Below are 20,435 nucleotides of genomic sequence, written 5' to 3'. Positions count from 1 at the left end.
TCCATTCCATCGGAACTTTATTTTTTTCCGTTCTGGATTTTAAACGCCGTCAAATGTTTAAAAAGTTCTCGCTTTGATGCATAAAGGTTGATATAATAAAAAAGCCTGCATATTTTTCAAGTAACGTTTAGTCAATTTAAAAGAGTTATGTTAATATAACATCAAATGTTAATTAGTGAAGAGGTGCAAATAAACATGTTAAATGTACAAGAAATTCAAGATATTATTAAAATGGTTGACCAGTCGTCAATCAATGAATTTTCGTATGAAACGAACGGTGCAAAAATTTCGATGAAAAAATCAGGGAGTACTGTAGGAATTCCTGTGCCGGAAAAAATAACGGAACAGAACACTCCACCTCAAGTAACAATGCAATCAGAAAACAAACAGGTAGAAGCTCCAGAAGCGAATCGTAAAGAAGTTGACACAACAAAAGCTACTGAAAATAATGTGCATTATGATATCGAAATAGTTTCTCCAATGGTAGGGACATTTTACTCTAAACCATCTCCAGAAAGTGATCCTTATGTAAAACTTAATAGTAAAGTGGAAGACAGCACCATTGTTTGTATTGTTGAAGCAATGAAATTATTTAATGAAATTGAAGCAGAAACAACTGGTGAAATTGTAGAGATTATGGTTGAAGACGGTGAATTGGTTGAATATGGTCAGCCGTTATTCCGAGTGAAAAATAATTGAGGTGTCGTTCGCATGATTAATAAACTTTTAATTGCCAACAGAGGAGAAATTGCGGTAAGAATTATACGTGCATGCAAAGAGATGGATATTGAAACAATTGCCGTATACTCCGAAGCTGATAAAGATGCCTTGCATGTACAGTTGGCGGATGAAGCGTTTTGCATTGGTCCAACCTCAAGCAAAGATAGCTATTTAAATGTAACCAATATTATGAGTGTAGCTACTTCTTCGGGAGCAGACGCCATTCATCCCGGGTATGGTTTTTTGGCTGAAAACGCAGACTTTGCAGAGATTTGTAAAGAATGCAATATAACCTTTGTTGGTCCAACTCCAGAAGCTATTCAAAAAATGGGAATAAAAGATGTTGCAAGAAAAACAATGAAAGAAGCCGGTGTACCTATTGTTCCAGGTTCAGATGGCATTCTTGAAAATGAAGAAGCTGCAATTAACGTTGCAAATACGATTGGTTATCCGGTTATTATAAAAGCGACAGCCGGCGGTGGTGGTAAAGGCATAAGGGTTGCATATAATGAAGAAGAACTTGTAAAAGGATTTCGAATTACACGCAAAGAAGCAGAGACAGCATTTGGTAATCCTGGCGTATATTTGGAAAAAAACATTGAGGATTTCAGACACGTGGAAATTCAAATCTTAGCTGATAATCATGGCAATGTTATTCATTTAGGCGAAAGAGATTGTACGATTCAACGAAGACTGCAAAAGCTTATTGAAGAAACTCCATCACCGGCAATCACAGAAGAAATCAGAAAAAAAATGGGTGCAGCTTCCGTACAGGCGGCCAGAGCTGTTAATTACTCAGGTGCAGGGACGATAGAATATATTTTTGACCGCTCCAATAATGCGTTTTATTTTATGGAAATGAATACTAGGATACAAGTAGAACACCCTGTTACAGAAATGGTGACTGGTATTGATTTAATCAAAGAACAAATAAAGATCGCTAACAATGAGAGGTTATCGATCAGCCAGGAAGAGATAACGTTTGATGGTTTCTCCATCGAGTGTAGAATAAATGCAGAAAATCCATTTAAAAATTTCATGCCTTCTGCAGGAAAAATCGATATGTACTTACCGCCTGGAGGTTTCGGTGTCCGAGTTGATTCCTCTGTGTACCCGGGCTATTCAATTTTACCTTTTTACGACTCCATGATTGCAAAGTTAATAACGTATGGCCCTACAAGGGAAGAAGCAATAAAACGTATGAAACGTTCGCTTGAAGAGTTCATAATCGAAGGTGTTCATACCACAATACCGTTCCATCAATCCGTTATGGAACATGATGTGTTTATAAAAGGGGACTTTAATACTAAGTTTTTGGAATACCATCCGATTGTAGAGAAAGAAGATTAAAAGGAAAACACTCAGTACTTTTAAATGGAATATTGGAATTATATTTATTATATAAAGTAGGAGTGAAAGTATGAGTGAACAACCATTGTTAAATGTTAGCAACAACCCTGATTTAGGTAAGGTTGAAATTGCTCCTGAGGTTATTGAGGTGATTACTGGAATTGCGGCATCGGAAGTAGATGGAGTATCTTCGATGCGTGGCAATTTCGCTACAGGTGTAGTGGAACGGTTTGGTAAGAAAACACATAGTAAAGGTGTAAAAGTTGATCTAACCAACAATGGAATTATCATCGACCTTTATGTCGTACTAAATTATGGGGTAACAATTCCGGAGGTTGCACAAAAGTTACAATCAACAATCAGACAATCATTAAAGAGCATGACCGCACTAGAAATAGCAGAAATAAACATACATGTCGTCGGAATCCAAATGGATCCAACTGTAAACAACGAGCCGTTAAACGAATAATAACTCAAGGTCACAGGATAGCTTATCCTCTGGCCTTGTTTGTTTTTACAGCAAACGATCTTACGAGCTTGAAATGTATGATTTCATTCTAGCATTGCATACTTAATCATGATATTATTTGTAGAGGTTATTCAAAAAGTCCAGGAAAAAAATCGGTTTAAGCTTCCGTGAAATTTATCCTCCTTTTTGAATACGGACTTGTAGAGAAAGAAAAGACAGAAGGAGCATACAGGATGAGTCGATCGAAAGCGAGAGAAACAGCTTTTCAAACGTTGTTTCAGCTTGATATAAATAATGAAATTTTAACAATGGACCTTGACCTAATCGAAGATATAAACAATTATTCATATACAAAGGTCTTGGTAGCAGGTGTAATAAAACATAAATTGGATATCGATCAAATCATTGCCAAACACCTTGAAAATTGGGCCTTTGACCGATTGGCATCCGTGGAAAAAACAGTATTGCGGATTGCAACATATGAAATAAACTATGAAGAAGATATCCCGTTCGGTGTTTCTATAAATGAAGCTGTTGAATTGGCCAATTTATATGGAGAGGACAAGTCGGGTAAATTTGTAAATGGTGTTTTATCAAAAATCATTGCGTAAAAGGGGCGTAGCAGATGTATGCAGAAATCATCAGCGGTAAAGACTTGGCACAAAAGCTAAGAACAAATATGAAACTGGAAGTATCTGAATTAGCGAAAAAAGGATTAACACCACATTTAACTGTAGTACTTGTTGGAGAAGATCCAGCTTCAAAATCCTATGTCAAAGGTAAGAAAAAGGCATCGGCTGAAGTGGGGATTTCTTCAGAGGTTATTGAATTGCCAAAGGAAACGACAGAGGATGAACTTGTACAAGTAGTGAATACCTTAAATGAAGATCAAAAGGTACATGGCATTTTAGTTCAGTTACCGCTCCCTGACCATATTGACGAACAAGTTATTATAGAAACGATCAATCCACGGAAAGATGTAGATGGTTTTCATCCCGTAAATATTGGCCGGATGATGATTGGGGAAGATACATTCCTACCTTGTACCCCATACGGAATTATAACAATGTTGAAATCAACAAATATTGAATTAGAGGGTAAGCATGCTGTAATTATCGGTCGCAGTAACATTGTTGGAAAACCGGTCGGACAATTACTACTGAACGAGCATGTAACAGTTACTCACTGTCATTCCAGAACCGTCAATTTAAAATCATACACAAAAATGGCAGACATATTAATTGTTGCCGTGGGAAAACCTCATGTCATTCATGCAGATGCTGTAAAAGAAGATGCGATTGTCATTGATGTTGGTGTGAACCGATTGGAAGATGGATCTTTAACTGGAGATGTCGATTTTGAAGATGTTGGTAAAAAAGCAGCATACATTACACCTGTTCCTAAAGGAGTAGGACCAATGACAATTACGATGTTACTAAAAAACACAATTAAAGCTGCAAAAGGATTGGAATAGACTGTGCGAGACAACTACTTAACAGTAAACGCGCTTACCAAATACATTAAACGAAAAATGGATACAGACGCACATTTACAAGGCATTATGTTAAAAGGGGAAATCTCAAACTTTAAACACCATAGCCGAGGGCATATGTACTTAACGATAAAGGATAATCATTCCCGCATTCAAGCAGTAATGTTCGCTGGGAATAACCGCCGATTAAAATTCATGCCTGAAAACGGAATGGAAGTGTTAATTACTGGTAACATCAGTGTGTTTGAGCCGTATGGTCAATATCAGCTTTATATAAAACATATGGAACCGGATGGAATAGGCTCCTTGTATCTCGCTTTTGAACAGCTGAAAGAAAAATTAACAAAAGAAGGCTATTTTGACAAGGAAAGACAACAAATTCCTTTTTTTCCAAAACATATCGGTATAATCACCTCTCCAACTGGTGCTGCAATACGGGATATTATAATTACGTTACAACGAAGATTTCCAGTCGTCAAAACAACGATCATCCCTGTTTCTGTCCAAGGCACACAAGCCGCACCAATGATAGAACGGGCCATTCAATTAGCGAACCGCCTAAATACATTTGATTTGCTTATTGTCGGGCGTGGCGGGGGTTCCATTGAGGATTTATGGGCGTTTAACGAGGAAGCTGTTGCCAAAGCTATTTACCATTCTACAATACCAATTATTTCAGCTGTAGGACATGAAACAGACATAACCATTAGTGATTTTGCTGCAGACGTCCGTGCATCTACACCAACGGGGGCCGCTGAAATCGCCGTCCCATCGCAGGAAGACTTGAAGGAAAGAATAAACAAAAACAAACAGACGATGAGCCGTATGCTTCAATCACTTGTAGCTACACATCAAAAACATTTAAACCGGCTAAAACAATCATATGCTTTTCGTTTTCCAATGCAATTAACCTTACAAAAAGAACAGCAACTGGATAAAGCAGCAGAAAGATTAGAAGTAAATGTCGAACATAAACTCCAATTCCACAGACGAAATTTTGCTAACGTACATGAGCGTCTTTCGCTCAGACATCCAGAAAAGCAAATAACTGAAGCCGCACTCCATTTAAAACAGTTGGTGAAAAAAAATAATACATCTATGAGACAACTTCTAAACCACAAACAAAATCAGAACCAAAATGTTATCGAAAAACTAATTATATTAAATCCACTTGAAATTATGAGGCGCGGTTTTGCCATTCCTTATAATGAAAATCAAATTATTATCAAATCTGTTTCAGAAGTGCATGAAAATGAACAACTTACAATAAAAATGCTAGATGGTGAACTGAATTGTCATATTACGAATATAAGGGAGGAGAATAATGACTACTGAACAGGAATTATCGTTTGAAGATGCGATGAATAAATTAGAGGAAATTGTAAAGCAATTGGAGGAAGGGGATGTACCACTTGAAAAATCAATTTCCTTATACCAGCAGGGTATGGAGCTTTCCAAACTTTGTAATGAAAAATTATCAAATGTTCAAAGTAAGATGACGGAGATAATGAATGAACATGGTGATACAGAATCGTTTGAAATACAGGGGGAAGACTAAGACGTGCAGGATAAATTGAGTTCCTATATAAGCCATAAAAAGAAAATAATAGCAGAGGAATTAAATCATTATCTAGAAAAATTAGATATTCCGCAACGTTTGAAAGAGTCCATGGTTTATTCCGTTCAAGCAGGTGGAAAAAGATTAAGGCCAGTTCTTTTATTGGCAAGTTATGAAGCATATGAAAAAAATGCTAACAAAGCACTATCGGCTGCAATCGCATTGGAAATGGTCCATACATATTCGTTAATTCATGATGATTTACCAGCGATGGATGATGATAATTTTCGGCGCGGAAAACCGACCAATCATAAGGCGTTTGACGAAGCAACAGCTATTTTAGCTGGAGATGCACTATTGACGTATAGCTTCGAAGTAATAAGCGGTGATCCGCTTTTAGCTAACAAAGAAAAAGTTTATTTAACGAATATGCTAGCTGCAGCAAGTGGTCCAAAAGGAATGGTAGCTGGCCAATTACTTGATATGAAATCAGAAGATAGAAACATTTCATTACATGAATTAGAGCACATTCATACGTTAAAAACCGGAAAGTTATTAACCTTTGCCATCATGGCCGGTGCCTATTTAGGCAATGCTGATGAAACACAGTTAAAACATTTAAACAACTTCGCCTATTATTTAGGACTTATCTTCCAAGTACAAGATGATATACTTGATGTAACCGGGGACGAATCTAAATTGGGAAAACCAGTAGGAAGTGACGCCCAAAATCAAAAAAGCACATATCCTAATCTACTAGGAATGGATGGAGCTATTGAAAAAAAACAGGTCTATGTAAATAATGCGCTTGATGAATTAAATAAAGCAAAAGCAGCTAATTCTACTTTACATATGCTTACTAACCATTTTAGTGAACGCGAACAATAGGCTAATTGTTTTAACAATATTTTTATTTGTATACCTCCATCAGTCGGCATTGTATGTATAGAATAAATGAATGATTTATGGTATAATAAGAATACAAAAGGGATGGTGCAGTATTCTAGTCAGTCCTCCATTCTTGAAGGCGGGCCTAAAAATCTGCCAAAGGGCATATCGATGAAGTTCCTTGTGCTGGCTTGAGGCGCCCAGCCTTGGGTCAGTGCTGGGAGTTAAGGTTTTTGGGCGATCCACAAAGGCATGTGGGCGTAGACCCAATTACCGCGGAGGCCCATCTCTGTATTCGCAACTAAGCCTAGTTGCAGTATGGAATGGGGTATGAACCTGTAGCATAAGGGAAGGGACTCTTATGCACAGCGTAGCCTGCCTTGAGTGGTATGTGAGAGGAGTAGAGCTTGCAAATGATCAATTTCAGGTGGCCACTGGATTGTTCTTTTTATCTCTATGAAATCACTACTGCAAAAGAGGCTAGAGAATGACAAAAGACTGCTGAGGAAATCTCCTAGACTGTTCCGATGGATGTTTAAAAAGGATTATAGTGTGGACTAAGTGGTAATCCAGTCTGGCTTTTGGTGACAAAGCCAAGATAGCCTTAAAGGGGAACCGCCTTCGTGGCAACACGAGGTGGCTATCTGGGAAAACCTGCTGGACCTAAGCCGCAGTTTTAACTTTTTAAACAGCCATCCCTTCACTTACATAATAATAGAAGTTGAGGTTTATTATGCACCCTCGAATAAAAAGATCTCTAAAATTCAGTTTGACCATAGCCGTTATCACTTTTGTGTTAGCGGCTTTTTTTTCAATCGTGTCATCTGCACTTCTGGAGCAAGTGGCTTGGTACATTGGTTTTATCATTGTACTTCTAATCGTTTTTACTGGAATTATTTTTGATATGCTCGGTATTGCCTCGACAGCTGCAAAAGAAGCGCCTTTTCATGCGATGGCATCAGAGAAAATTACCGGTGCAAGAGAAGCGGTAATTATTATAAAGAATGCCGATAAATTTGCAAGCTTTTGTAATGATGTTATTGGTGATATATCAGGAATTGTTAGTGGAAGCGCATTAACGATTGTTGTCTTGCAAGTAGCTTTTTTGATCAGCGATGGCGGGAGCACGACTCAAATAACACTTTCCGTATTGCTGACAAGCTTTATTGCTGCACTGACTGTTGGAGGAAAGGCGATAGGGAAGTATTTTGCCATACACTCTTCCACCAATATAATTATTTATACGGGTAAAATTATTGCATTTATTGAGAAAAACTTTAAAATACGTATACTGCCTAAAACAAAATAATGATGTATTTTACTAAAAGAGGATAATTAAAATGAAGAAAGAGCGTCTGGATGTATTATTAGTAAAAAGGAATTTAATTGAAACAAGAGAAAAGGCAAAACGTGTCATTATGGCAGGGCAAGTTTATTCAAGTAACCATTTACTGGACAAGCCCGGAATGAAAGTAAAAGAAGATATACCATTGACCGTCAAAGGTAAATTGCTTCCTTATGTCGGTCGGGGTGGCTTAAAACTGGAAAAAGCATTACATTATTTTACACTTCACGTAAAAGATAAAGTAATGATTGATATCGGTTCTTCAACAGGCGGATTCACAGATTGTGCTCTTCAAAATGGCGTAAAGCTTAGCTATGCTATTGATGTTGGCTACAACCAGCTCGATTGGAAGTTAAGAAGTGACAAGCGAGTTATTGTAATGGAGCGCACGAACTTCCGGTATGTGACAGAAGATATGTTAAAACACGGAGAACCGGATCTTGCAACAATCGATGTTTCATTTATATCATTAACGTTGATTCTGCCTGTTTTAAAACTACTCTTAGCAAAAAACAGTGATGTCATTGCACTAATTAAACCACAGTTTGAGACGAAAAGAGAATTCGTAGGAAAAAAAGGTGTTGTTCGTGATAAAAGCGTGCATGAAGATGTATTAAACAAAATCGTAACATTTGCGGAAGAACATCAGTTTGAACTGCTAGGACTGACTCATTCACCGATAACGGGTGGAGATGGGAATATTGAGTTCCTCGCCCATCTCGGATGGAAGAAAGATGTTAAAAGCAATGGTGGTATGTCACATGATAAAATAAGCCAAGTCGTTCAAGAAGCACACGAGGCTTTGAAGAAGAAATAATGCAGCCAGGTGGATGCTGCAGCCTTTACAGAATATCTTTTTTACTGTTCCGTTTGCCAATTTGGGAGGTACGTTATGAGTAAAATTAAACGCCATATAAAAATTCGGGAATTAATTACGGAAAATGATATAGAAACACAGGATGAATTGGTTGATCAATTAAAAACGCTCGGATATAACGTTACCCAAGCGACCATTTCTAGAGATATAAAAGAACTTCACCTAGTTAAAGTTCCTTCGATAAATGGAAACTATAAATACAGTTTACCCGCGGATCAACGCTTCAATCCGTTAGAAAAATTGAAAAGATTAATTATGGATGCGTTCGTAAAAATTGATTATACAAGTCTTTTTATCGTGTTAAGAACTTTACCTGGAAATGCACATGCAATCGGAGTTTTAATTGATAATCTGGACTGGAATGAAATAATGGGTACGATATGTGGCGATGATACTTGCCTTATCATTTGCCGAACGGAAGCTGACGCGGAATTAATTCAAGAACGTTTTTTAGATATGCTGTAATTAACTTAAGCTAATGAATGAGGTGAATCTTAATCGTGTTAACCGAACTGTCGATTAAAGACTTTGCGATTATTGATCGAATATCGATAACTTTTCAAAATGGGCTCACCGTACTGACAGGTGAAACCGGGGCAGGTAAATCGATTATTATCGATGCAGTGGGATTATTGGCAGGAGAACGAGGGTCTGTTCATTATGTAAGACACGGTACAAAACAGGCTGAAATTCAAGGTTTATTTATATTAGATGAATCGAATTCAAATCATCCGATATATGCCCTGATGCATGAATATGGCCTGGAAATGGAAGATGGGATGCTTGTCATCCACCGCATAATTACAGATTCCGGAAAAAGTATCTGCCGTGTGAATGGTAAATTAGTGACTTTAACAATTTTAAAGAAATTAGGAAGTACATTAATTGATATTCATGGTCAGCACGAAACGCAAACGTTAATGGATCGTTCTAAATATATCCATTTACTTGATTTATATGCGCAAGAGTCGATTCAACACGTAAAAGAAGAATATACCACATTATACGATGAGCTCCAAGCCGTAAAAAAAGAATATAAACGATTAAGTGAAAATGAACAAGAAATAACACAACGTCTTGATTTGCTTCAATTCCAGGCAAATGAACTTGAACAGGCTGAATTACATGAAGATGAAGATGTGAACTTGGAAAAAGAACGGGCGTATTTAGTTAATTTTGAAAAAATTTTTCTTGGTGTTCAAGACGCCTATAATGCATTATATGGCGATCGAAAGGGACTTGAATGGCTAAATAAAGCTAAAATCGCTTTGGAAGAGAATCGGTCATTTGATCCATTTATTGCAGAGAAAGCGGATAAGTTAACCGATCACTATTTTCTTATTGAAGAATTAAGTGCTGACCTTCGTGACTTTAAAGATTCGCTGCAATTTGATACAGCCCAGTTGGATGCCATCGAAGAAAGGCTTGATGAAATAAATCGACTAAAAAGAAAGTACGGCTCTTCCGTGAACGAAATTTTGGAATATCGACTCAAAGTAAATAAAGAAATAGAACAAATAAAGAATAAAGATTTTCATTTAACAAATCTTATAAAAGAAATCGATAAATTAGTTAATAAAGCCGTGAAAAAAGCAGCACAATTGCATAACCTTCGTAAAAAAGCAGCACATGCATTAGAATTGGATATTCACAATGAATTAAAGCACCTTTATTTGGAAAACACGTTATTCTCGATAAAATTTCATGACAAACCGACTGAAAATTTAAATGAAAATGACTTAAATCATAATGGTTACGATATCATTCAATTTATGATTTCAACAAATTCCGGGGAACCATTGAAAGAATTAAACAAAGTTGCCTCGGGTGGAGAACTTTCAAGAATTATGCTTGCTTTGAAAGGGATATTTGCGAGACATCAAGGTGTAACAAGCGTCATTTTCGATGAAGTCGATACAGGTGTAAGCGGTCGAGTTGCGCAGGCTATAGCGGAAAAAATATATGAAACATCACTTACTTCTCAAGTTTTATGTATTACCCACTTGCCTCAAGTAGCTTCAATGGCCGACACACACCAATTAATTGAAAAAAAGGAATCGGAAAGTCGTACGTCTACAGTTGTAAAAGAGTTAACAATAAATGAAAAAGCAGAAGAATTAAGCAGAATGATTACTGGTAGAGAAATTACCGAAGCTGCTGCGGAACACGCGCAGGAAATGCTGCTTTCAGCGAAGAAATTTAAATCGAAACAAAAAGTAAAAGCCGATAAATAGAACGGTTTTTACTTTTATTTTATATAAAAGGAAATGTTACACAGCTTTTCTTATTATTCACCAGTTTAAAAATCCGCTTATTAGGTCAAATTAGTTATACAGAAAAAAATAATGGTATGGGTTAGGAACGAGGAGAGTGAGCGGATTGAAGTATGAAATAATAAGAAGGTTAATTGGTGTTCTGCTCCTTGCTATTCTGTTTGCAGTTCCTTTTACAACCCCAATAAACGAGTATCTTTCCATTCCAAAAGATGTTGTTACTTTTCACAATCAGTCTCCCTTGGAAGTTCCTAAGTTAGACAATGTGCAGGTTGCTTCGCAAAATGGAAGCATACAAGCTATTGATTCATCATTTTATACGAGCGAACCAGGAACTGGAGAACTTTTTTATGAAGTATCCGGTCTTCCGATAAAAAAAGTCAACGTGTCCATACTTGATGATATAAAAGTTATTCCTGGTGGACAATCTGTCGGTGTCCAACTGCATACGAAGGGTGTCCTTGTTGTCGGTCATCATTTAGTTAACGGAAAAAACGGACCCTTGTCACCAGGTGAAGATGCGGAAATTCGTGTTGGTGATGTAATTTTGGAAATAAACGGACATCAAATTGAAAGTATGGAAGAGGTAAGGCCGTATGTGGAAAAAGCGGGAAAAGAAAATGAGTCGATGGATTTAAAAATCAAAAGAGATTCCAAAATGGTTAATGCAACAATAAAACCAATAATGGATAAAAAAGAAAGCCAATACCAGCTTGGATTATATATTAGAGACTCAGCAGCAGGGATTGGAACAGTTTCTTTTTACGATCCTAAAACCAAAAAATATGGAGCACTAGGGCATGTAATATCGGACATGGATACAAAAAAACCAATTGATATTCATGAAGGTACTATCGTAAAGTCAAACGTAACCTCTATCGAAAAGGGGAATAACGGTATTCCCGGTGAAAAACAAGCACAATTTTCAATTGATCGAAATAAAATCGGGTCAATTACTAAAAATAGTCCATTTGGAATTTTTGGTAAACTGAATGAATCAATAAAAAATGGGATGTACGATAAACCGATGCCCATTGCATTATCCGCTGATGTGAAGGAAGGCCCTGGAAAAATATTAACGGTTATAGAGGGGGAAAAAGTAGAAGAATTTGATGTTGAAATTGTTAGCAGTGTCTCACAAAAAACGCCAGCTACAAAAGGTATGGTTATAAAAGTTACTGATCCTGAATTGCTGAAAAAAACAGGAGGAATCGTGCAAGGAATGAGTGGAAGTCCAATTATACAAGATGGCAAAGTTATTGGAGCAGTTACCCATGTATTTGTAAACGATCCAACATCAGGTTATGGGGTGCATATTGAATGGATGCTGGAAGCAGCAGGTATTAATATTTACAAAAATGAAACAGAAGCAAGCTAGGAGAAAACTTGTTAAGATCTAAATTATCTTAACAAGTTTTTTTATATAAATCAAACTTCGTCGTATTATGGTATGTGTCAAGTTTTTCTCGGTCGTCCTTTTGCACCAATATTTCCGGCACTCTATTTTTGTACGCTTTTTCGGCTACCGCGCTATCGCTTGCTGCCCCAGGATTTTATTGTAAACTCTTCAACAACCGTCCTATTGCTGATGAATGAGCTGTATATAGACTGATTGATCCCTGTTTCGCGCCAATTGATGCCCGCGTTGGCTGGCGTAGAAATTCTGCCATACGGATTACGCTGCTTTCTCTTACTCCTTTGCTGTGACGCTAAATACACGTCTCGTAACGTTCCATTCAACATCCCTTGTTTTACTTTTACCATCGCCTCTGCACCCTTAGCACTCCAATGCATACCTCTTTTTTTCATGCGATAGGATATACGTCGTTGATTGGACTCCATCGCGCCCAAACCCCTTGCATCCTTAGGAGGATTTTCTATCTTTTCGCGCCAATCAAATATGCGATCCCAGTGGTTTAAAATATACGTGCGAAATTCTTTCGTGCGTTTTATCTTTTTTTCGTCTTCTAACGTACTCTCGTACGTATCTAACCATAATGTGAAATAGCTTTTATTATGCTCTTTTAGCGCTTTTTTGATGTGCTGTTTGTATTCGCTGTCCTTCCATCCCAACGTCCGGTTTATCGCTTGTTTTACATGGTAATCGTCCAATTGATTCCATACCGGATAGTTCGACTGAGAAAAAGCCGCTTGGAACTTATCAGGCGTATATCCTGCGCCCCCATCACTATTCGTAATCAATTGCGTATGTTCCAGTGAATAATCGTTGGCTGTCAGTGCCTGGACCTCTTTCCAAAACTCATCCGTCGGCTGCGTCGTCATAACGACTCTTTGATCACGTAAAGATACGCGTGATCCGTTCTTGTTCCAGCCTTCGTAAGTAATTCCATGGCAGACTTCCAAATGCTTTTTCTTCGTGGTCCCACGGACATAAACACCATCAGCTTCAGCGTATAAAACGTCCACCTGTTTCCCTTCCGGCAAAGAAGCTGCTTCTTCCAAGTCCTCCACGGCCTTTTTGTCCGCTTCTGCTTGAGCTTCGCCGACACGCCGGACAATACTGCCAACGGCAGTATGGCTAATATCAACGGCTGTCCATTCTTTTAATATACGTGCCGTCTCACGATAGTCACTCTTACTGGCCAGTTCGGCCACTTTCACTTCAACCAGCGGGCTTTTGCGTTGATACTTCCTGAACCCCAGCCATTCATCCAACGGATAATGCGGATTACCGTTCCCATCATGCATAAGTGTCCGCTTAAACCTAACCGAGCCAAACGTGAATTGGATCGTTTTAGAATCCTCTCTTTCTATCGTCCATTGCTCCGACTGCTTATCTTCCTTAATGACTCTGTTGATCTGGCTAAACGCCTCCCCAACAAGGGAAGCGAACGTATCGTACATAAACAAACGTAGTTGCTCTTCAAACGCAATTAAATTGTTGGTTTCCTTTATTAATTCATAAATTTTTGATACAATTTGTTCCATAGAGAAGGCCTCTTTCTAAATGTATTTGCGTGGTAGCTTACATTTATGGTAGAGTACCTTCTCTATTTTTTCTAGGAAATATTATCAAAATGCTCCCGAGAAAAATTTTACACATATCGTAATATGTAATAAATGTTAGAAAAAAACAGAATAAACAAGCTAATTAAAGAAAAAATAAATTTTTACTATTTTGAAAGAGGACATAATTAAATCATGTCGAATAGTTATACAGGTAAATGGTACCAATTCATTAGGAGGGGAACAGAATAGTGGACAAAATTTCAGTTTGTTTAGTTGACGATAACAAAGAACTTGTACAGATGATGGAAGATTATTTTGAAGAACAGAAAGATATTGAAGTAATCGGAACAGCATTTAATGGTAAAGATTGCTTACATATGCTTGAGGAGTTAGAACCGGACGTATTAATATTAGATATTATTATGCCACATATGGATGGCTTAGCGGTTTTAAATTCATTACGTGATTCGGAAAGAGACAGTTATCCAAGTGTAATTATGTTAACAGCATTTGGACAGGAAGAAGTTATGAAAAAAGCCGTTGATACAGGAGCATCCTATTTTATTTTAAAACCATTCGATTTGGATAATCTCGCTGATCAAGTAAGGCAAGTACACGGCACAACGGCCCCTGCTGCCCGCACGAATATAAGAGCAAGTAATAAACAAAAAAGCAAGAAAGATTTGGAAGCCAATATTACAAGTATTATCCATGAAATAGGTGTACCTGCACATATAAAAGGATATATGTACTTACGCGAAGCAATTACAATGGTTTATAATGATATAGAATTGTTGGGTTCCATTACGAAAATACTTTATCCGGAAGTAGCTAAAAAATTCAATACGACGGCTTCGAGAGTAGAACGAGCAATAAGGCATGCAATAGAAGTCGCTTGGAGCCGTGGAAATATTGATTCCATATCCGATTTATTTGGGTATACCGTAAGTATTTCAAAGGCGAAACCAACAAACAGTGAATTTATCGCAATGGTTGCTGATAGATTGAGATTGGAGTATAAAGTTGGCTAATTTAAAAACAGTTACTGAATTATGAGCATAATTCAGTAACTGTTTTAGTTAAATTAAAAACTAATTTAGATAAAGTTGCCTTTTTCATCAACAAAAAATGCGTCATATAATGACTGGATCGCTCTTTTTAAACCTTCTGCTTTTATTGCGAACATCATGGAAACTTCCGATGAACCTTGGTTTATCATTTCTATATTTACTAAAGCTTCACCTAAAGCAGTTGTAGCCTTTTGTGCAAGACCGATTGTTTCCTTCATCCCTTCTCCCACAATCGCGATCATCGCTAAGTCATTGTGAATGGAAACCGTATCCGCCTTAAGCTCCGTTTTAATTCGTTCTAAAATAATTTCCTTTTTTTCTTCGGTCAGCTGTGTATCACGAATTATAACAGTCATATCATCTATTCCAGAAGGTGCATGTTCAAAGGATACATTTTCATCTTCCATAATCTGAAATAGCTTTCGACCAAAGCCAAGCTCACGGTTCATTAAATATTTACTAATGTAAATGCTCGTAAATCCTGTATCACTGGCAATTCCAACGACACAATTATAACTTGGTGTTTTTTCGGAAACGACCATCGTTCCCCGTGCACCCGGGTTATTTGTATTTTTTATACAAACCGGAATTCCTTCATTAAAAGCTGGAACTAAAGCTTCATCATGGAAAACAGAAAAGCCGGAGTAGGAGAGTTCTCGCATTTCACGATAAGTTAACGTTTGTATCTCTTTTGGGTTGTCAACGAATGTTGGATTAACCGTATAAACAGAATCAACATCCGTAAAATTCTCATATAAAGATGCTTTTACACCAGCAGCTACAATAGAGCCTGTTATATCTGAACCGCCTCTGGAAAAAGTGGCCAAATGACCATTTTTTGTGTATCCAAAAAAACCCGGAATAACTAGAATACCGCTTTTCTCGCGTAGAGTATATAATTTCGAAAAACTTTCCGGAAGAATTTGTGCTCCAGCTGGATCATCTTTTACGATAATGCCAGCTTCTTTTGGATTAACATATTGGGCATCCAATCCCTGAATCCGTAAATATTCACTTAAAAATTTAGCTGAACTATCTTCACCAATTGCTTTAATATTGTCTAACTTTTCTTGTTCAGGTAGATCATTTGCTATAATTTGTTCAAGAGATTTTTTTATATCATCAAGAAGTTTTTCTGATATATTTAGGCCTTTCACTATTTCAGTAAAACGATCCATTACCGGATCAATATACGCACTCATATTATCTGTATTTTGTAATGCAGCTTCAGCAACTTGAATTAACATATCCGTTACTTTTACATCCTCGGAATTTCTTTTCCCAGGAGCTGATACGATAATAATTTTCCGTTCTGGATCATCTTTGATAATTGCTCCAACCTTTTTTAATTGTGTTGCACTTGCAACGGAGCTGCCTCCAAACTTTGCGACTTTCATAATTTTTAAATCCTCCAATTGATTTGACAATTTACTTTTAAAATAAATCATACCACATAATGGCTAAAATAGTTAGTGGTTTTATAAACAAATTGACTAATATCGTGTACTTTTTTTATATATGTTGTAAGAATGCCGAATAGCATATAACCATGGAGAATTAGTAAATAAACGATAACACGGCACGCACATCATGAGTGGCTTTATTAAAAATAAAAAAGATGGTATTATCCATCCTTTGTATTGTTGTTATTTCTTTTTTTATATAATTGCTTTTTCTTGTCTCGATGTAAGATAAATCCGCCAATGAAACTTAGTCCAATTGCAAACAACAGAAATCCAATGAAAAATTGTAACCCCAAATGAAAAAAAATAGTATATAATTCCCCGAATAATGAATCCCGCATTAATTTTATACCGTAGGCTCCAATTACGCCAGGAATGAAAAGTATAATAACTGCAATAATACGCGCCATATAATTAGCTTTCTCCTTTTACAGGTAGTATGTACGTTCCTTATTATAGCAAATTCAGGAACAAAGAAAAAACAAATGATTCAAGTAACCAATAGAAGACGATTATTGCTAAACTTTGCAATTTAACGTATGATAAACAAAAAGTGAACGCAATTTATTGCAGGGTGATAAAAATGAAACATATTATATTTATAGGTGCCGGTAATAAAAGTACTGCCCTTATGGAGTTTCTAATTAAATCAAAACGTGTAAAAATAAAAGCTGTAATAGATTCTGAACTACATGCACCAGGTATTGCATTTGCTCTAAATAAAAATATCCCTGTGGACAGTGATTGGAAAAAATGGATAACTAAAGATATCGATGTGATCATTGAATCAACTGGAAATGAGTCAACTATTAAAGCATTAATGGCGAATAAAAGTAAACATACGCACGTCATACCGGCTGTTCTAACAGATAGCTTTTATGACTTACATATTAAAAAGAAATCTGTGGAAGAACAGCTAGAACTTCAAAAAATTAACCGTGATTTAATATTAAACAATATTCGAGATGGCATGATTGTTACAAATGAACAAGGTATTATTACATTTATTAATAAGCGCGCAGAAGAAATCACAGGCTTTATAGAAAGTGGTGCGATCGGCAAAGATATTACCGAGGTGATTTATAACTCGCGCTTGCCTCAAGTATTGAAAAGTCGGCGTAAAGAAGTAAATCAAATGCTTCAGTTAAAAAATGATAAAAAAGTTATAGCGACGAGAGTTCCAATAATCAACGGAAATGATCATTTACTTGGGGCTTTCGCAATTTTTAAAGATATTACAGAAGTAGTCAATTTGGCAGAAGAGAATACCGATTTAAAAGAGATTAAAATGATGCTCGAAGCAATCATTTATTCATCAGACGAAGCAATAAGTGTCGTAGATGAAAATGGGAAGGGGATTATGATTAATCCTGCTTATACGAGAATTACAGGTTTGCTCGAAAAAGATGTAATAGGAAAACCGGCAACTGCAGACATTTCCGAAGGTGAAAGTATGCATTTAAAAGTTCTGCAAACAAGAAGACCTGTACGCGGAGTTAAACTGAAGGTAGGGCCAAAAAAGAAAGAGGTACTTGTAAATGTTGCTCCTGTAATTGTTAACGGAAAGATTAAAGGTAGTGTCGGTGTTATTCACGATGTTTCTGAAATTCAATCGTTAACAAAAGAATTAGAAAGAGCGCGGCAAATTATTCGAAATTTGGAAGCGAGATATACATTGGATGATATAATTGGTACTTCACCTGAAATAAACCTTGCAATCGAACAAGCAAAAGTTGGTGCGAAAACACCCGCTATTGTCCTACTGCGAGGTGAATCGGGTACAGGAAAGGAACTTTTTGCTCACGCAATCCATAATGAGAGTAATCGTAAGCATCACAAATTTATTCGTGTGAACTGTGCAGCGATAGCAGAGTCGATTTTGGAGAGTGAATTATTCGGATATGAAGAAGGAGCATTTACTGGAGCTAAAACAGGCGGTAAAAAAGGATTGTTTGAAGAAGCGAATAATGGGAGTATTTTTCTTGATGAAATTGGTGAATTATCATTGTCCATGCAATCGAAATTACTTCGTGTGTTACAGGAAAACGAAATTTTACGTGTAGGTGGAACAGTCCCGATTACATTGGATGTCCGCATAATCGCAGCGACCAATGTGAACTTAGAAAAAGCGATTATGAATGGAACATTTCGGGAAGATTTATATTATCGAATAAATAGGCTTCCTGTTACAATCCCTTCCTTAAGAGAGCGAATTTCGGATTTAGCTCAATTGACAGAGCATATTATCGAAAAGATAAACCGGGATTATGGAAGAAATATACAAAGCATCTCACATGCTGCCCTTCTTCACTTACAAAACTATCATTGGCCGGGAAATATACGGGAATTAGAAAATGTCATTGGGCGGGCGATGATTTATATGGATATGAATGAAGAAATAATTGAAGAACACCATCTTCCCAAGTTAAACGATAATGTAAAAACAGATCAATCAAAGCGTATCCCGGATGCGGAATCAGTTGCAGATTTAAGCCTACAGGAAGCAATTGATTTTTATGAAAAAGAATTTATATATGAAGTGTACAAAAAGAATAATTTTAACAAAACACAAACTGCAAAACAACTCAATGTATCGATCCGAAATCTATACTATAAATTTAACAAACATAATATTGAAAAAAATAGCACGCAATAACTTGCGCAATTGAACATTTTTGCATGCTGATTAACGGTCTGCCACTGAAAGAATCCTGACGCAACCTCGCTTTAGACATTGGCATGAATGTTGCATGTATTATTTTTAGTAGGGAAACGAAATGATTCAATTTAATGACTATACGAGATATAAATGAAAATAACTTTAATGGGAGGTACAACTTCATGGAACTATTTTCGTATATGGAAGAAGATGATTATGAACAGCTCGTCATTTGTCAGGATAAAAGCTCTGGATTAAAAGCAATTATTGCGATTCATGACACGACACTTGGACCCGCACTAGGTGGAACACGCATGTGGACATACAATACTGAATCGGAAGCAATAGAAGATGCACTTCGATTGGCAAAAGGAATGACATATAAAAATGCAGCGGCTGGTTTAAATTTAGGTGGAGGTAAAGCGGTTATTATTGGAGATCCAAGAAAAGATAAAAGTGAGGCGATGTTCCGAGCCTTTGGCAGATACATTCAAAGCCTGAATGGCCGTTATATTACAGCTGAGGATGTTGGCACGACCGAACAGGATATGGATCTTATACATATGGAAACAAATTATGTGAATGGTACTTCAACAGTTGCTGGTTCTTCCGGGGACCCTTCACCAGTCACCGCTTATGGCATATACCTTGGAATGAAAGCCGCAGCAAACGCCGCTTTCGGTTCCGATATTTTACGTGATAAAACAATCGCAGTACAAGGTGTAGGTCATGTAGCTTATACGCTGTGCGAATATTTACATGATGAAGGAGCACGGCTTGTCGTTACCGATATAAATGAAGCAGCAGTGAAACGTGCGGTAGATGCATTCGGTGCAGTCGCAGTAGAACCAGATGATATTTATGATGTTGAGTGTGATATTTATTCCCCATGTGCATTGGGAGCTACAATAAATGATGATACAATTCCTAAGTTAACTGCAAAAGTAATTGCTGGTTCTGCGAATAATCAATTAAAGGCTAATCATCATGGAGACCTCATTCATAACAAAGGAATCATCTATGCACCTGATTATGTCATTAATGCAGGCGGTGTTATAAATATAGCTGATGAATTAAACGGTGTTTATAATCAAGAGCGAGCAATGAAAAAAGTACAAGCTATTTATGATAACTTGATGCGTGTATTTGAAATATCCAATAATGATAATATTCCGACTTATATTGCGGCTGACCGCATGGCGGAAGAGAGAATGACTGCCATAAAAAACGCTGGAAAACAGTTTTTGTCTACAGAGAAAAGTGTATTAACAAATAAATAATTATTCCAGTTGGAGGATAAG

General features: G+C 36.9%; 18 protein-coding genes and 1 pseudogene. 16 read left to right on the top strand and 3 right to left on the bottom strand.

Annotated elements, in window-relative coordinates; genetic code table 11:
- Positions 1-195 precede the first annotated feature (195 nt).
- From accB to spoIVB, 13 genes are all read left to right on the top strand, one after another.
- Positions 196-699: an acetyl-CoA carboxylase biotin carboxyl carrier protein gene (accB, locus tag ACLIBG_RS06380; protein ID WP_439311922.1), complete on the top strand. Its 504-nt coding sequence runs from the start codon at positions 196-198 to the stop codon at positions 697-699.
- A gap of 12 nt (positions 700-711) precedes the next feature.
- Positions 712-2,070, top strand: a complete 1,359-nt coding sequence (accC, locus tag ACLIBG_RS06375) for an acetyl-CoA carboxylase biotin carboxylase subunit (protein WP_439311921.1) — start codon at positions 712-714, stop codon at positions 2,068-2,070.
- A gap of 70 nt (positions 2,071-2,140) precedes the next feature.
- On the top strand, positions 2,141-2,539 hold the full coding sequence (locus ACLIBG_RS06370; RefSeq protein WP_439311920.1) for an Asp23/Gls24 family envelope stress response protein: 399 nt from the start codon (positions 2,141-2,143) through the stop codon (positions 2,537-2,539).
- A 233-nt stretch (positions 2,540-2,772) separates the two neighbouring features.
- Positions 2,773-3,150 (top strand): transcription antitermination factor NusB, encoded by a 378-nt coding sequence (nusB, locus tag ACLIBG_RS06365; protein ID WP_439311919.1) that lies wholly within the window; start codon positions 2,773-2,775, stop codon positions 3,148-3,150.
- A gap of 14 nt (positions 3,151-3,164) precedes the next feature.
- Positions 3,165-4,013: a bifunctional methylenetetrahydrofolate dehydrogenase/methenyltetrahydrofolate cyclohydrolase FolD gene (gene folD / locus ACLIBG_RS06360; protein ID WP_439311918.1), complete on the top strand. Its 849-nt coding sequence runs from the start codon at positions 3,165-3,167 to the stop codon at positions 4,011-4,013.
- 3 nt (positions 4,014-4,016) lie between these two features.
- Complete coding sequence (xseA, locus tag ACLIBG_RS06355) at positions 4,017-5,366, top strand: exodeoxyribonuclease VII large subunit (RefSeq protein ID WP_439311917.1); 1,350 nt, start codon at positions 4,017-4,019, stop codon at positions 5,364-5,366.
- Positions 5,356-5,589 (top strand): exodeoxyribonuclease VII small subunit, encoded by a 234-nt coding sequence (gene xseB / locus ACLIBG_RS06350; RefSeq protein ID WP_439311916.1) that lies wholly within the window; start codon positions 5,356-5,358, stop codon positions 5,587-5,589. The genes xseA and xseB overlap by 11 nt, the downstream gene beginning before the upstream one ends.
- 3 nt (positions 5,590-5,592) lie before the next feature.
- A complete protein-coding gene (locus ACLIBG_RS06345) occupies positions 5,593-6,477 on the top strand; it encodes a polyprenyl synthetase family protein (RefSeq protein WP_439311915.1) in 885 nt (294 codons plus the stop codon).
- Positions 6,478-7,210: 733 nt separating this feature from the next.
- Entirely contained in the window at positions 7,211-7,786 is a 576-nt protein-coding gene (locus tag ACLIBG_RS06340; protein WP_439311914.1) for a hypothetical protein, read from the top strand.
- 25 nt (positions 7,787-7,811) lie between these two features.
- Positions 7,812-8,639: a TlyA family RNA methyltransferase gene (locus ACLIBG_RS06335; RefSeq protein WP_439311967.1), complete on the top strand. Its 828-nt coding sequence runs from the start codon at positions 7,812-7,814 to the stop codon at positions 8,637-8,639.
- A gap of 75 nt (positions 8,640-8,714) precedes the next feature.
- Positions 8,715-9,164 carry a transcriptional regulator AhrC/ArgR gene (ahrC, locus tag ACLIBG_RS06330; protein ID WP_439311913.1) on the top strand — a complete coding sequence of 150 codons (450 nt, stop codon included), beginning with the start codon at positions 8,715-8,717 and terminating at the stop codon, positions 9,162-9,164.
- 35 nt (positions 9,165-9,199) lie between these two features.
- Positions 9,200-10,933 carry a DNA repair protein RecN gene (gene recN, locus ACLIBG_RS06325; RefSeq protein WP_439311912.1) on the top strand — a complete coding sequence of 578 codons (1,734 nt, stop codon included), beginning with the start codon at positions 9,200-9,202 and terminating at the stop codon, positions 10,931-10,933.
- A gap of 136 nt (positions 10,934-11,069) precedes the next feature.
- Positions 11,070-12,350 (top strand): SpoIVB peptidase, encoded by a 1,281-nt coding sequence (gene spoIVB / locus ACLIBG_RS06320; protein ID WP_439311911.1) that lies wholly within the window; start codon positions 11,070-11,072, stop codon positions 12,348-12,350.
- A 175-nt stretch (positions 12,351-12,525) separates the two neighbouring features.
- On the opposite strand, the pseudogene ACLIBG_RS06315 reads toward spoIVB, so the two are convergent.
- A pseudogene (locus tag ACLIBG_RS06315) lies at positions 12,526-13,921 on the bottom strand (ISLre2 family transposase).
- A 269-nt stretch (positions 13,922-14,190) separates the two neighbouring features.
- Between ACLIBG_RS06315 and spo0A the strand changes: the two are divergent.
- The gene (gene spo0A, locus ACLIBG_RS06310) at positions 14,191-14,973 is read left to right on the top strand and encodes a sporulation transcription factor Spo0A (RefSeq protein ID WP_439311910.1); all 783 of its coding nucleotides are present in this window, start codon (positions 14,191-14,193) and stop codon (positions 14,971-14,973) included.
- 65 nt (positions 14,974-15,038) lie between these two features.
- Here spo0A and ACLIBG_RS06305 read toward each other — a convergent pair whose 3' ends face one another.
- Together ACLIBG_RS06305 and ACLIBG_RS06300 are read right to left on the bottom strand one after the other, a co-directional pair.
- Complete coding sequence (locus ACLIBG_RS06305; protein ID WP_439311909.1) at positions 15,039-16,409, bottom strand: aspartate kinase; 1,371 nt, start codon at positions 16,407-16,409, stop codon at positions 15,039-15,041.
- A 227-nt stretch (positions 16,410-16,636) separates the two neighbouring features.
- The gene (locus ACLIBG_RS06300) at positions 16,637-16,885 is read right to left on the bottom strand and encodes a DUF2627 domain-containing protein (RefSeq protein WP_439311908.1); all 249 of its coding nucleotides are present in this window, start codon (positions 16,883-16,885) and stop codon (positions 16,637-16,639) included.
- Positions 16,886-17,058: 173 nt separating this feature from the next.
- On the opposite strand from ACLIBG_RS06300, the gene ACLIBG_RS06295 reads away from it, so the two are divergent.
- Together ACLIBG_RS06295 and ACLIBG_RS06290 are read left to right on the top strand one after the other, a co-directional pair.
- On the top strand, positions 17,059-19,131 hold the full coding sequence (locus tag ACLIBG_RS06295) for a sigma 54-interacting transcriptional regulator (protein WP_439311907.1): 2,073 nt from the start codon (positions 17,059-17,061) through the stop codon (positions 19,129-19,131).
- A 185-nt stretch (positions 19,132-19,316) separates the two neighbouring features.
- Positions 19,317-20,414 carry a Glu/Leu/Phe/Val family dehydrogenase gene (locus tag ACLIBG_RS06290; RefSeq protein ID WP_439311906.1) on the top strand — a complete coding sequence of 366 codons (1,098 nt, stop codon included), beginning with the start codon at positions 19,317-19,319 and terminating at the stop codon, positions 20,412-20,414.
- Positions 20,415-20,435 lie beyond the last annotated feature (21 nt).

This window comes from Virgibacillus sp. W0181 (assembly GCF_051846915.1).
Taxonomy (GTDB): domain Bacteria; phylum Bacillota; class Bacilli; order Bacillales; family Amphibacillaceae; genus JBPYCR01.
Note: the sequence above shows the minus strand (reverse complement) of the source record. Positions and strands in the feature narration are given on the sequence as shown.

What these genes read in the sequence shown, in the direction of transcription:
- accB (WP_439311922.1), top strand. Translation starts at nt 196, where the DNA reads ATGTTAAATGTACAAGAAATTCAAGATATTATTAAAATGGTTGACCAG.
- accC (WP_439311921.1), top strand. Translation starts at nt 712, where the DNA reads ATGATTAATAAACTTTTAATTGCCAACAGAGGAGAAATTGCGGTAAGA.
- ACLIBG_RS06370 (WP_439311920.1), top strand. Translation starts at nt 2,141, where the DNA reads ATGAGTGAACAACCATTGTTAAATGTTAGCAACAACCCTGATTTAGGT.
- nusB (WP_439311919.1), top strand. Translation starts at nt 2,773, where the DNA reads ATGAGTCGATCGAAAGCGAGAGAAACAGCTTTTCAAACGTTGTTTCAG.
- folD (WP_439311918.1), top strand. Translation starts at nt 3,165, where the DNA reads ATGTATGCAGAAATCATCAGCGGTAAAGACTTGGCACAAAAGCTAAGA.
- xseB (WP_439311916.1), top strand. Translation starts at nt 5,356, where the DNA reads ATGACTACTGAACAGGAATTATCGTTTGAAGATGCGATGAATAAATTA.
- ACLIBG_RS06340 (WP_439311914.1), top strand. Translation starts at nt 7,211, where the DNA reads ATGCACCCTCGAATAAAAAGATCTCTAAAATTCAGTTTGACCATAGCC.
- ahrC (WP_439311913.1), top strand. Translation starts at nt 8,715, where the DNA reads ATGAGTAAAATTAAACGCCATATAAAAATTCGGGAATTAATTACGGAA.
- ACLIBG_RS06305 (WP_439311909.1), bottom strand. Translation starts at nt 16,409, where the DNA reads ATGAAAGTCGCAAAGTTTGGAGGCAGCTCCGTTGCAAGTGCAACACAA.
- ACLIBG_RS06300 (WP_439311908.1), bottom strand. Translation starts at nt 16,885, where the DNA reads ATGGCGCGTATTATTGCAGTTATTATACTTTTCATTCCTGGCGTAATT.
- ACLIBG_RS06295 (WP_439311907.1), top strand. Translation starts at nt 17,059, where the DNA reads ATGAAACATATTATATTTATAGGTGCCGGTAATAAAAGTACTGCCCTT.
- ACLIBG_RS06290 (WP_439311906.1), top strand. Translation starts at nt 19,317, where the DNA reads ATGGAACTATTTTCGTATATGGAAGAAGATGATTATGAACAGCTCGTC.